Origin of the sequence: Paenibacillus sp. FSL L8-0435 (assembly GCF_037965655.1) — a bacterium.
Taxonomy (GTDB): Bacteria; Bacillota; Bacilli; order Paenibacillales; family Paenibacillaceae; genus Paenibacillus.
Genome location: NZ_CP150185.1, coordinates 3,335,159 through 3,348,523 on the forward strand (window position 1 = coordinate 3,335,159; position 13,365 = coordinate 3,348,523).

The 13,365-nt window shown below is 43.6% G+C and carries 10 protein-coding genes; 9 read left to right on the forward strand and 1 reads right to left on the reverse strand.

Features of this window, described 5'->3' with window-relative positions; translation table 11 throughout:
• Positions 1–121 precede the first annotated feature (121 nt).
• The 4 genes from NST33_RS14570 to NST33_RS14585 all read left to right on the forward strand — a co-directional run bounded on the left by NST33_RS14570 (position 122) and on the right by NST33_RS14585 (position 3,837).
• Positions 122–883, forward strand: coding sequence for an alpha/beta hydrolase (locus NST33_RS14570; RefSeq protein ID WP_339308456.1), 762 nt, complete (start codon positions 122–124; stop codon positions 881–883).
• A 260-nt stretch (positions 884–1,143) separates the two neighbouring features.
• A complete protein-coding gene (locus NST33_RS14575) occupies positions 1,144–1,578 on the forward strand; it encodes a ribonuclease domain-containing protein (RefSeq protein WP_036615937.1) in 435 nt (144 codons plus the stop codon).
• A gap of 14 nt (positions 1,579–1,592) precedes the next feature.
• Positions 1,593–1,868: a barstar family protein gene (locus tag NST33_RS14580; protein ID WP_221821074.1), complete on the forward strand. Its 276-nt coding sequence runs from the start codon at positions 1,593–1,595 to the stop codon at positions 1,866–1,868.
• 274 nt (positions 1,869–2,142) lie between these two features.
• Complete coding sequence (locus NST33_RS14585) at positions 2,143–3,837, forward strand: ABC transporter substrate-binding protein (RefSeq protein ID WP_339185096.1); 1,695 nt, start codon at positions 2,143–2,145, stop codon at positions 3,835–3,837.
• A gap of 118 nt (positions 3,838–3,955) precedes the next feature.
• On the opposite strand, the gene NST33_RS14590 is transcribed toward NST33_RS14585, so the two are convergent.
• Positions 3,956–4,825, reverse strand: a complete 870-nt coding sequence (locus NST33_RS14590; RefSeq protein WP_339308459.1) for an AraC family transcriptional regulator — start codon at positions 4,823–4,825, stop codon at positions 3,956–3,958.
• 163 nt (positions 4,826–4,988) lie between these two features.
• Between NST33_RS14590 and NST33_RS14595 the strand changes: the two genes are divergently transcribed.
• From NST33_RS14595 to NST33_RS14615, 5 genes are all read left to right on the forward strand, one after another.
• A complete protein-coding gene (locus NST33_RS14595; RefSeq protein ID WP_339308460.1) occupies positions 4,989–6,506 on the forward strand; it encodes a glycoside hydrolase family 43 protein in 1,518 nt (505 codons plus the stop codon).
• 7 nt (positions 6,507–6,513) lie between these two features.
• The gene (locus NST33_RS14600; protein WP_339308462.1) at positions 6,514–8,058 is read left to right on the forward strand and encodes a glycoside hydrolase 43 family protein; all 1,545 of its coding nucleotides are present in this window, start codon (positions 6,514–6,516) and stop codon (positions 8,056–8,058) included.
• Positions 8,059–8,141: 83 nt separating this feature from the next.
• Positions 8,142–9,875 (forward strand): extracellular solute-binding protein, encoded by a 1,734-nt coding sequence (locus NST33_RS14605; RefSeq protein WP_339308464.1) that lies wholly within the window; start codon positions 8,142–8,144, stop codon positions 9,873–9,875.
• Positions 9,876–9,932: 57 nt separating this feature from the next.
• Positions 9,933–11,690 (forward strand): histidine kinase, encoded by a 1,758-nt coding sequence (locus tag NST33_RS14610; RefSeq protein ID WP_076327598.1) that lies wholly within the window; start codon positions 9,933–9,935, stop codon positions 11,688–11,690.
• A complete protein-coding gene (locus tag NST33_RS14615) occupies positions 11,675–13,300 on the forward strand; it encodes a response regulator (RefSeq protein ID WP_237175387.1) in 1,626 nt (541 codons plus the stop codon). Before NST33_RS14610 ends, NST33_RS14615 begins: the two co-directional genes overlap by 16 nt.
• The last annotated feature ends 65 nt before the right edge of the window (positions 13,301–13,365 follow it).

A 13,365-nucleotide genomic window follows, 5' to 3' on the forward strand; every position in this document is an offset into this window, starting at 1 on the left:
ATATATTATGACAAATAACGATAGTTAGCAAAATCATCTTGTAATTATACTTACCGGTAAGTATAATTATGTAGAGTTAAAAAAGACATATCATTATCCTCATACTAAGGTGGTTTTAAGGTTGAAAACTGCACAACGTACTAACAAATGGAAAAAAATAATTATGTGGACTATCTTGTCCATCGTTATTATTGTGGCCGGCGTTTTCGTATATCTTAATTCGGTAACGTATAGTCCCTCTGAGCGAGCTGAAACTGCGATGACAAGTGATGCTCAGGTTAATGTAGCCAAGATTAAGGACGGTTACCGATTTGAACCCGTGGGTACAGAGATAACCCAACCGAATATTATTTTTTATCCAGGCGGTCTGGTTAAACCTGAAAGTTATTCTCCGCTTGCCAGAGAAATGGCAGAACAGGGTCACCGCGTATACATTGCGAACATGCCAATAAACTTGGCGATTTTCGGTCAGAACAAGGCTGATTCCTTTATCGAGGAACATCCTGACGAAGCGTTTGTTATTGGTGGCCATTCGTTGGGAGGGTCATTTGCATCACGGTATGCGGCCGAGCACAATGAGAAGTTGGAAGGCGTCTTTTTCCTGGCTTCTTATGCAGATGAAGGAGGTAGCTTGAAGAATACGGACTTGTCTATCTTACAGATTACAGGCTCGGATGACGGAGTGCTTAACAGGGAAGACTGGGAGAATGCCAAAGCAAATCTTCCGGAAGACACGACATATGTGAGTATTGAGGGTGGAAATCACGGTCAATTTGGCTCATATGGCATGCAAAAAGGAGATAATCAACCTGCAATTACAGAAGAAAAGCAGTTGGAAGAGGTAGTTATAGCCCTAGAGAACTGGATGGGTAAATTAAAATAATGTATTAATGAATGTATGGAATGGTAATGATCGTGGTACGATTTAAGTCGCTATTTTAGCGGCTTTTTTTGTTGAATGATAAGCATATGCATCAATGGAGCAGAGCAGGCTTAGCTGTTCTTACCAATTGGATTTGTCTCAATGATTGGTTTACAGAATTGCTTTAATTACTACAAATCGTTAACATTAGAAGCATTGTCATCGAAATAGCACCAAAACGGAAGACAGCAAGAGCAAGAACATCAAAAGGAGAAAAGATTATGTTTTTCAGAAAATTTGCTTACACGTTAGTGATCATCCTCGCTGCATTATTGTTCTCGGGTTGTACGTCAGAGTCTTTGCGTGATCTTGGATCACCTCAAGTTTCGGAGGATATGGGATTTGATGAGGTTGCCGACTATATCTCGGAGCATAATGAACTCCCACCAAATTACATTACCAAGAAAGAGGCAAGAGATCTGGGATGGGAACCAAGCGAAGGTAACCTGCGAGAAGTTGCTCCAGGCAAAAGCATCGGCGGCGACGTGTTCAGGAACCGGGAAGGATTACTCCCCAACAAAAAAGGCCGGATCTGGTACGAAGCCGATATAAATTACTCTGGAGGACGGCGCGGAAGCGACCGAATTCTATACTCCAATGACGGTCTAATCTACCAGACGACAGATCATTACAAGTCATTTGAACAGTTAAAATAAATGGAGGAAATGATATGAGCATCATTCAGATTAACGGAAACGACTTTCATAGCAAGGAAGAGCTTCATCAAATTTTGCAGAACCAGTTGGAGTTAGACGAGAGCTATGGAGGCAATTTGGACGCTCTATGGGATGTCTTGACTGGGGCTGTAAGCATGCCGATTACTTTTCAATGGATTGGGTTCGAGAAAAGTAAAGAAATTCTTGGAGAGTACGCTGATCAAGTCATGGAATTGTTGCGGGAAGTTGAAGCAGAAATCCAAGGATTTACGTTGGAATTATATTATTGAAAAGTAGTTTGGCTTTATGAGGCGATGGGCAACCATCGCTTTTTTGGTCTTCACATTTTTACTGAGACACATGTCTATATCATGCTATTTTCATGGCTTAATAATCAAGGTTGGGGTGATTAGACTTCCTTATACTTTAAACATGGAATAGGGTAGGCAGGGTTGTAATCGTTTACTAACGGTTGAATATGTAAGCGTATACTATTTCAAAGCGAACCATCGTATTGTCTGGATTGGTTATTACAACTAACATCATTTAGGGGGCAAAAAAATAATGAGAGCCGTATCAAAAGTGCTAGGAGCATGTCTCGTAACAAGTGTTATGTTAGTTTCCGCCGGTTGCGGAAATGCTGCAGAGAATTCCGAATCAAATACGAGTGACCCCAACAGCCCGATCACATTTACCTTCTTCGGCGCAGATGCAAGTCCCAACTGGAACAAAATGCAGGATGCTGTAGGGAAAAAAATTACGGAAGAAACCGGTGTAAGCATTGATGCAGAATTCGATATTTCGAGCGGAGGCGGAAACGACCGCATTTCCCTAATGGCTGCCAGCGGTGATTATCCGGATTTGATTTTCCCCAAAGGTAACTTGACCAGACTCGTTGATGCGGGGGCAATGATTGATTTGACGGATCTGATCGAAGAACACGCCCCCAACTTGAAAAAGATCTACGGTGAGCACTTCAATCGGTTGAAATACAGCAATGACGATCCTTCAATCTATTGGATTCCAACGAATGGTGCAATCGATCAGGTCAGCTTTGATGCGACGAATGGTACTGCCATTCAACATCGTGTAGTCAAGGAACTCGGGTATCCTGAGATCAAAACCTTAAACGATTTCGAAAATGTGCTACGTGAATATTACGAGAAACATCCGACCACAGATGATGGGCAACCCACAATTCCGCTGACGCTTAGTGCAGATGGATGGCGGCGAATGATCACTGTTACTGATCCCGCTGTCATGTCTACTGGAGGACCTGGAGATGGTGAATATTTCATCAATCCGGATACCTACGAAGCTGTTCTGCATTACAAACGTCCCGAGGAGAAGGAATATTTCCGGTGGTTGAACAAGATGTACAATGAAGGATTGCTGGACAAGGACAGTTTTGTTCAGAAGGATGACCAGTATAAGTCCAAAATCGCCAGTGGTCGCGTGTTATCCTTGCTTGATCCAAGCTGGGGATTCAGTGATGCGGAAAATGCTTTGAAAAGCGCAGGAAAAGACGATATGACCTACGGATTCTATCCGGTCACGCTAGATGACAGTTTTCAGCGGAAAGACTTCCAGAATATCGGCTTTGATGGTTATGGCATTGGCATAACAGTCGATTGTGAAGATCCTGTCCGGGCTATTAAATTTTTGGACTGGATGTCTTCAGAAGAAGGGCAAGTATTGAGAAACTGGGGCGTTGAAGGCGAGCAATATAATGTGGAAGACGGTGTTCGCACCATCCCGGCCGATGTACAGGAACGTAAAAACAAAGACAATAACACATTCACCAAAGAAACCGGAGTAGGCTTGTATTACATTTTTGGTGCTCACTACGGGGATGGCGTCAAAGATTCAACGGATAACTACTATACAACCAATTATCCTGAACAGATTCAGCAAAGTTATTCTGATGAGGAAAAAGAAGCTTTGAAAGGTTATGGCATCACCACATGGAAGGATTTGTTCCCTTCCGAAGAGGAGTTTCCGGTGAAAGAGTGGGGCGCGGCTTACAATATGCCGATTCCTTCGGATAGCGGGGATTATAACGTTGTGTATCAGAAAACGCAGGATATTATTCAGAAACGGATCGCCGAAGCGATTACATCCTCTCCAAGTGCCTTTGAAGGCATATATGACAATATGATTGCCGAACTTGATAATGCAGGTGCAGTAGCCATGGAACAGCAGTATACGGAGTGGATTAAAGATCGCGTTCGATTGTGGACGGGTAAAGAGATCAATTAACTGGCGTATAATCACAGTAATGCATTGTTTGCAGATCCGAAGTATATCCAAAACTAAAAAACATCGAGCCATGCAGGATGGCTTGATGTTTTTTAGTTTACATTGAATGAGCTCATCATTATTTTGGCAAAGCTTCAATTACATCACGTCTTTGTTTGATATATTTACCGGGGGAGATGCCGACCATTTTGGTAAAACTGCGAATAAAATTGGCATAGTCACTAAAGCCCGATTGAAAGCATGCATCCGTTATACTTAATCCTTCAGACAGGTGGAATTTGGCCCGTTCAATACGACGACCCAAAATGTAGGAACGGATGGTTAATCCAGTATGTTTCTTGAACTGGCGGCTGATATAAGTACTGTTCATGTAGAACACTTCGGCAAGTTTGCGAAGCGTAATATCTTGATTTAGATGTGTTTCAATATAATCCATGGTTTCACGAACCAGTTCAGGCATAATGTCATTGGGAACAAAGGAATTGTTATGAAACCAGACGTTAATCATGACCAACAATTGGGCTACGGCTGCATTTATTTTGATATCGGTGCCATAAGCATCAGAAGCAAGCAATCCTTCCAGTTCGTTCGTACATTGCAGCATCTGCTTCAAGTTATCGTCGTCTAAATGTACGATGTTGCCTGTTCCTTTGGGGCGATGATCAAAACATGACGATAGATTGGTTGATGGTGTGGAAAGCTGAAATAGATATGTTTTTTTGAGATTGATTGTAATTCGCTCATACTCAGATTCATCCAGAATAAAGGCTCGGTGCATCTCCTCGGGTGACATCACAAGCAGATCGCCAGGTTGCACATGGTAACATCGATTTTCTACATAAAAGTGAACGTTGCCACGAAGAAACAGGTAGATCTCGTATGCATTATGGCGATGATAGATCGTTTCCAGCTTATACGTCGTTACGCTATGTAGATATAAGAGCTCAGGCTGGATGGGATCATAAAAACACTCAGAGGATCCACTCATGAAGTACCTCCTGTCATTTCACGCAATAAATAGAGCGGTTAACGCAATGAAATTGTACTCAGCTTACCTTAAAATGTAATCATCCTATCATGATACCTTTTGTATTGCAAACGCTTTCTCGGAAAAAGGCATAACTAAAAACAATTATAGGGGGATTCTTTTGATGAATCATCATTCTACACCACATGCTGGTGAGCAAAAGCAAGACCAAGCTGCCAATCTGGAGCGTATTCCAGGGGAGATTGGAAAGCTTCGTCCCAACGGTAACCCTCTGGTGGCCCACAAATTTGGAGCCGATCCCTATGCTTTGGTATTTAACAATCGAGTCTACTTATATATGACTAGTGATAAGCTGGAATATGATAAGGACGGTCTTCCTCAGAAAAACAGCTACAGTTCAATCAACCGGATTACGGTCATTTCTTCGGATGACTTAATCAACTGGACCGATCATGGAGAGATCAGAGTTGCTGGACCTCAAGGCGCAGCAACATGGGCTTCGCAATCCTGGGCCCCGGCAGCTGCTCATCGAATCTTGGATGGCAAGGACTGTTTCTTTCTTTATTTCGCCAACAATGCCAGTGGAATTGGTGTATTGTCTGCACCAACACCTGTAGGTCCATGGATAGACCCTATAGGAAAAGCACTTATTACAAGAGAGACGCCGGGAGTGGAGGAAGTAACCTGGCTATTCGATCCGGCTGTCATTGTAGATGATGATCATCAGGCCTACATATATTTCGGTGGTGGTATTCCACAGGGGAAAGCAGAAAGACCGGATACGGCAAGAGTGATGCGATTGGGAGACGATATGATCAGCGTTGTTGGCAGAGCGAAGGTTATTCAGGCGCCTTATATGTTTGAAGATTCAGGGATACATAAATATAATAATAGTTACTATTTTACGTATTGTTCCAATTTTATTGAGGGTGATCGGCCAGATGACAGCCCACCACCTGGTGAGATTGCATATATGACCAGTGTTCAGCCAATGGGGCCATGGACATATCAGGGTACGCTACTCCAGAATCCAGGACACTTTTTTGATATTGGCGGCAACAATCACCATGCTATATTTCAACTATCGGATCAATGGTACATTGCCTATCATGCCCAGACATTATGCCAAGCCATGGATATTCCCGAAGGTTACCGTTCAACACATCTAAATCGTGTCGAACATGATGAGGCCACGGGTAAGATCAAGAAGGTACATGCAGATTATCAAGGCGTAGATCAAATCAAGTGCTTCGATCCCTATGGGCGGGTAAGCGGTTCAACGATTGGATGGAGTAGCGGAGTATCAACAGAGCAATATCTTGACTCTGGTGAGATGTCTGCATCAGATTCGAATATGATTTCCGCTAAACTGCAAAATGACAGCTGGATAGCTATATCGAAGGTGGACTTTGAAAGTGAAGGACCCACAACCTTCACAGCCACGATTGCGAATCAAGGAACCGAAGGCACGTTGGAACTTCGACTTGATCGTGCAGACGGACTGTTAATTGGAGAAATCATTGTTCCACCTGCAACCGAATCCCATCAATGGATGAAACTAACAACTAATGTTACGGGTGCGAAAGGTGTGCAAGACTTGTATATTAAGCTTAGAAGTTCAACAGACAGCTCAACCATCCTTTTAAGAGAATGGAAGTTTAACAGACAAAATGAGGTGTAATTAAAGCATGTATCCGAATCCGATTATTTGGGCCGATTACCCGGATCTTGACGTTATTCGTGTAGAAGACACATATTATATGGTCAGTACAACCATGCATATGATGCCGGGATGTGTCATTCTGCGTTCATATGACCTGATCCATTGGGAAGTAGCCACATATGTATACGACACATTGGACGATACACCTGCACAACGGCTGGTGGATGGTCATCACGTTTATAGTAAAGGCATGTGGGCTGCATCACTCCGCTATCATCAAGGGATGTTCTATGTGATCTTTGTTGCGAATGATACCCGTAAGACATACTTGTATACGTCGACCTCCATCTCGGGAGTGTGGAAGAAGCAGATCGTGGAAGGGTTTTATCATGATTGCTCCATATTTTTTGACGATGATGAACGAGTCTATCTCGTATACGGTAATACCGAGATCTATCTGACCGAATTAAGCTCTGATCTGTCCGGGCCCAAACCTGGTGGAGTACATCGCTTGATTGTAAAAGACGAGCAGCCTCATCACCTTGGTTATGAAGGAGCACATTTTTACAAGATCAATGGTAAATATATTGTGTTCCTGATTCATATCACGAAAGCTTCCGGACGGAGAACACAGGCGTTTTATATGGCTGACTCTCTGGAAGATGTCTTCACTGGTGGAGAAGTATTTAATGACGATATGGATTATTTCAATTCAGGTGTTGCTCAGGGCGGTATCGTGGATACGCCGGATGGAGACTGGTATGCAATGCTGTTTCAGGATCATGGGGCTGTTGGCCGGGTTCCTGTTTTGGTTCCGCTACACTTTGATCAAGGTATACCGGTCTTTGCAAGCAAAGCGCCGAAACAGATTGATATCCCGAGCACGAGACCAGAGCACCGTTATAACCCGTTAGTGGGTAGCGACAGTTTCAATTATGAACCCGAGGAAGATGGAAACATCCGCCTCCGTGATTTTTGGCAATGGAATCATACACCTAATCATGAACTTTGGTCCGTTACAGAGAAACCGGGAGTGTATCGTGTTCGAACGGGACAGATCAGCCGAAATCTGACGTTTGCGGTCAACACACTAACCCAGCGTTCAATGGGGCCCGCTTGCGAAGTAATAGTTACGCTTGACGGCAGTCGTCTGAATGATGGGGATTATGCCGGGTTGTGCTTTTTGATCGGTTCGTACGGTATGATCGCTCTCACGAAGCAGGATAGCAAGTTTTACTTGGTCATGCATGCCAGAGATAGTGAGGATTCCACCATATTTGGCAATCTGATCGATCAGAAGCCAGCCACAGAACATGAACGTATCCCGGTATCAGATCCAGTAGTTAAACTAAAAGCGTTCGGAAATTTTGAGAACAATCTGGATGAGTGCTCTTTTGCCTATTTCGATGGGGTTGAATGGAGAGATATAGGTATTGTCCACAAAATGATATATAAACTGGATCATTTTATGGGTTGTCGAACGGGGTTGTTTGTATATTCAACTGAAATAGCTGGAGGAACAGCTGACTTTTCGAATTTTGAATATCGCGTGATTAATCCTGTTGAGTAACAATGAAAATACGTAAAAGCCGCCCAACGGCGGCTTTTCGTATTCAATGAGTACAAGTTGTTGTACAATGATATGGATTAAAGTTGACAGAGAGAAGAGAGTTGTTCAAACCGAACTGGGGGCATGTCGTCATGTATAAGAGATGTCTGGACATAACAAGATGGACCTTCATTCTGTTCCTTGCTGTATCCATACCAGCAGGTCATACCGAAGGTAATAGCAAACAACATCATCCGCAGCAAGATGGGCAGCAGATTCAACTTCCCGCTACGTTTGAGAGGTATTCTCCTCCCATCGTGGTCTCTTTTGTCAGGGAAACGGGAGATGACCTTGAGCGCATGATTAGTCAGTTACCTGGTGAGACGATACTGGATAATCGCTGGACTCGTTTGTACGAGAAAGAGCTAGGTATTCAAATTCACTATGACTGGACTGCTAAGGGAGATGTATACAATCAGAAGTTGGGTGTATCCCTCGCTGCAGGACGTTTTCCAGATGTAGTGAAAGTTAATCCATATCAACTTAGACAACTGAGCAACGCTGGAATGATCGAAGATTTAACCCATGTGTACCAAGAGTATGCTTCCCCACTTACAAAGAGCATATTGGAGGCGGAGGGAAGAGGTGCATTTGATGCGGCAACCATTGATGGCAAACTCATGGCTATTCCCGAATCATCTTCCTCCATTGAGACAGCGCAGTACCTGTGGATTAGAACCGATTGGTTGGAGCAACTGGGGCTACGGCCACCTGAAACGATGGAAGAGCTTCTCCAGGTTTCGAAAGCGTTTACAGAGGGAGACCCCGACGGGAACGGAGAGCATGATACGTACGGACTTGCGCTAACGAACCATCTATGGGATCCAGTTATGGGAGCTGCAGGGTTCATGTCCGGCTATGGTGCCTACCCTAATATATGGGTTAAAGATGCAGAAGGAAACCTCACTTATGGAGGTATACAGCCTGAAGTTCGGGAGGCTCTGAAAGTACTGCAAACGTTGTATCGTGAAGGCCAACTTGATCCGGATTTCGGTTATAAAAGTGGGAACAAGGCGTTTCGTCTAGTTCAAGATGGAAAAATAGGGATGCTTTACGGCGAACAGTGGACATCCTTTATGCTTCAGAGCACCCGTGATACAGATACAGATATAGATGTAGAATGGCAGGCATATCCGATTGTTGCCAAGTCGGACCGGAGCCTGTTCGTACCGCTACGTTCCAACACTGGGCAATATTTTGCTGTAAAAAAGGGATTCTTTAATCCGGAAGTTGTTGTAAAGCTCATGAATCTGCATCTGGACATCAACTGGGGGGATCAGGCACAGTATGAAACATACTACAATGACGACTCTCGAGCTGTGTGGATGCTTTCACCGGTAACTCCTTTTCCCGGTAATAAAAATATAGATGCATACAAACAAATTCGGGATGCCAGAAGTACAGGAGACTTCTCGGCTCTGCAGAATGAAGCTCTCGCCATTCACAAACGCATTGTGGCCTATGAATTGGAAAATGTAGAGAGCGGCTGGGGTTGGAAACAAACCTATGGGCCTTCGGGTGCTTTTAGCATTGCAGATTCTTACGAGAAGAACGGCCAACTTCTCTATGATCAATTCACGGGCGGAATTACGGACACAATGGTTGATCGACAAATTATTCTTCGGGATCTTCAGCTTGAAGCCTATATGAACATTATTCTAGGCAGGTCGATAGATGAGTTTGATCAATTCGTTGAGAACTGGCGCAAGCTGGGGGGAGATCAGATCACATCGGAGGTTAACGCGTGGTTTCGCACCAGCAAGCCAAAGGAGCACTAATGTTCACTTTATTCATACAAGGAACCCACTCAGCCTTTGGCATTGGAGGTGAATGCATTGATCAAGATCCCTGCTAAATCATGGTTTAACAGTATATTTGCGCGATTAATAATCACCTATCTGGTATTTGTGCTCCCCCTTATTCTTCTTGGCGTGTATCTGTATCATTGGAGTTATGACAATGCAAGCCAGGAAATATCGTTGTCAACGGAGAGACGGTTGAACCAATATGTGGTGGAATTGAACAGAGAGATAGAATGGATGGAATTACAGCAGTTTGATATCGTTGAGGATCGAAAACTCAATCGTCTAGCCATTCTCTGGGACATGATGGATCAGGTTGAGCGGCGTGATACATTAAATTACCTGACTGAACGACTCGCTTCATTCAAGAATAGCACTGCTTATATCAAAAACGTTCATGTACATATCCCTTCTGTTGGCAAAAGTATATCCGCGATCCAAGGCATCGATGATTTCGATAAAAGTTCTTACCTATATTTCAGTTCAGGCATGCAAGGAAAAGGTACACGTTTCACTGTGAAAGAGGACGCCTTGAACTTAAGTGCCGTCAGGCTGACAGGCACGAGAGGAGAACCCCCGCTTTTTGTCATTCAAGTGGAGCTGGATACATACCATTTTCAGAATGAACTCACACGGCTTAATTTGTACCCGGAGAGTTCAACTTTTCTGATTGAGGACAAAACGGGGCATGCCATCACAGATAAACATCAAGCTAGTGTTATTCTCGCGAATTACCGTGAGCACAGTGTAAAGGGTACACTTGATGGCTTTCGGATGAAGGTGGGTGACACCATGTACCATGTTAGTCAGTTGCATATGGACTCCCTGGGCTTATCCGTAGCTACATATCTACCCGAGGCAATTGTTACGAAGCCACTTAGCAAGTTCTATCATTGGGCTTGGCTGTTTGCAATTACATCATTTGTTGCCATCACGGCGTATCTCTATTCAAGTTACAAGTTGATTCATATCCCGTTGCTGTTGTTGGTGAAAAGATTCAAAAAAATGGAGGGAGGCATGCTTGATGTCCCCATTGCGCATAACCGAAAGGATGAATTTGGCTTCCTCTACACCCGTTTCAATCTAATGATTGAAAATCTTCAATCCCTTATCGATCGAGATTTTAAGAAAACATTGATGATGCAGCGGGCCGAGTTGAAACAGCTTCAATCGCAGATTAATCCTCATTTTCTGTACAATAGCTTCTTTATTCTGAATTCACTGGCAAGGACAGGAGAAACCGAACGTATTGAGCAATTTACGAACATGCTCGGAGAGTATTTCAGGTTCATTACCCGGAATGAAACAGATCATGTGAAGTTGAAAGTGGAAGTTGAGCATTCACGAATCTATACAGAGATTCAACAATTACGATTCTCCAGACGAATCAAAGTTGATTTTGGGTCACTACCTGCTGAAATGGAACACATTAAAGTTCCCAGACTCATTATTCAGCCTATTATTGAGAATGCCTACGAACACAGCCTTGAAAAGAACACGGACTCCGGACTTCTAATTATTGGGTTTACTATGGAAGGTTCATATGCCGAGATCACCGTAGAGGATAATGGTAATGAGTTGGAAGAGCAACACATCCAAACTCTTCAACAACGCTTGCATAAGGACGGAGGTACAGACGAAATGACCGCGTTAATAAATATTCATCGACGTCTGGTCCTGACGTATGGAGAAGGAAGTGGCCTTTTCCTATCCAGAAGTGAACTGCAAGGGTTAAAAGTCACAATTCGAATCCAGTGGAAAGAGGGAGAAAACGAATGTATCGACTTTTGATTGTAGATGACGAGGAGATTATTACGGATAGTCTCTATGAAACGTTCGCCAGACATATACCCGACCAGCTTGATGTATGTAAGGCCTACTCTGCAACAGAAGCATTGTCCTGGATGCAGCGTTCGAGAATTGACATTGTTCTAACGGACATCCGCATGCCGGGCATGAGTGGCTTGGAACTGACAGAGCGGATTCAAGCCAGTTGGCCGAATTGTCGCGTCATTTTTCTGACAGGACATAGCGATTTTGATTATGCATATCAAGCTTTTCAGATGGCTAATGTGCGTTACTTGCTCAAAACGGAAGGTTATGACAAGGTGATGTCTGTTGTAGAAGATGTGATGGAAGAGATCCGGCGAAGTCACAGCATGGTTGAGTTGTTGGAACATTCTCATAAAGTCAATTCGCAGCTTGCTCTGATACAGCAAAAAGAGTATTTACGGAAGTTACTTCAAGACTGTACAGCGGTTATAGATTCTACTATGGATATGCAGGACGAATTATCCAAACGAGATATAAGATTACAGATCAACTCGCCTGTTTATCTCATACTGGGTCGGTTCAATAATCTGCCAGAAAAAGGTTCGGACCTCACACAAGTTCAAGAATCTGTTCGCATTATCGGCTCTTCTCTGATGAATGAACGTACAGTGTGCGCAAGTGTAACGGACCATTATGGGGATACGATCTGGCTGCTTCAGCCGAAGCAGCAGGAAGAGATGACAAATGATAAACTTGTGCGATTTCTAGAAGGCACACTGGAACTGGTACAGGAAGCATGCATGGTCTCACTGGGCGTATCCATTGCATTTTCATTAAGTAGTCGCAGCTGCAATTGGTCCGAGTTAACCAAACAATATGAACGTCTGAGATTACTCCAGTGGATGAAAATTGGGGATGGTGTATCCATGGTACTCACAGATCATCGTAATGATCTCTCATCTGATGTACCCAAAGAATCCATGCGGATCTCAAACCGGATCGAGATTATGTCAGGATATTTGGAAACGGGACGAATTCAGCCATTTTACGATATATTTGAGGAGCTTGCAGGCGAACTGCTGCAACAGGAAATTACGATGGAACGTGCCATGGAGACTTACTACAATCTGGCCTTATTATTGCATTCAACGATCAATCGTTGGGGTCTTCAACAGAAAATCCCGGATCAACGAAGCTTGCTGCACTTAGGGGAGTATACATGCATGAAGGATGCAGTACAATTTCTATATCGTGCTGCCGATGAATTAGTACGCTACAAAAGATCAAATGAACAGGAACGCGCTAACGTTGTCATTCATTCCTTATGCAGTTACGTCAAGGAGAACCTGGAGAAAGATCTCTCTCTGGTGAGACTGGCAGAACTCCATCATTTTAATCCATCCTATCTATCGCGATTCTTTAAGCAGGAAATGGGAATAAACGTGTCAGAGTTCATTGACGACTGCCGAATACGGAAAGCCAAAGAATTGCTTCAGAACACAAATCTTATGGTACGTGAGGTCGCACTTCAAGTGGGGTATGAGGCTGCACATTCGTTTACCCGACTTTTTAAGAAAATAACGGGAATGACTCCCCAAGAATACCGGGAATCCCTTTTGGTACGTTAATGGTGAATCCTCTGGAATTGACCAAACCCAAATAACCACAAAAAAACGCAGAATGTATTCTTCTT

Coding starts and splice junctions, on each gene's coding strand:
- NST33_RS14585 (WP_339185096.1), top strand. CDS start 2,143: ATGAGAGCCGTATCAAAAGTGCTAGGAGCATGTCTCGTAACAAGTGTT.
- NST33_RS14595 (WP_339308460.1), top strand. CDS start 4,989: ATGAATCATCATTCTACACCACATGCTGGTGAGCAAAAGCAAGACCAA.
- NST33_RS14580 (WP_221821074.1), top strand. CDS start 1,593: ATGAGCATCATTCAGATTAACGGAAACGACTTTCATAGCAAGGAAGAG.
- NST33_RS14590 (WP_339308459.1), bottom strand. CDS start 4,825: ATGAGTGGATCCTCTGAGTGTTTTTATGATCCCATCCAGCCTGAGCTC.
- NST33_RS14600 (WP_339308462.1), top strand. CDS start 6,514: ATGTATCCGAATCCGATTATTTGGGCCGATTACCCGGATCTTGACGTT.
- NST33_RS14575 (WP_036615937.1), top strand. CDS start 1,144: ATGTTTTTCAGAAAATTTGCTTACACGTTAGTGATCATCCTCGCTGCA.
- NST33_RS14615 (WP_237175387.1), top strand. CDS start 11,675: ATGTATCGACTTTTGATTGTAGATGACGAGGAGATTATTACGGATAGT.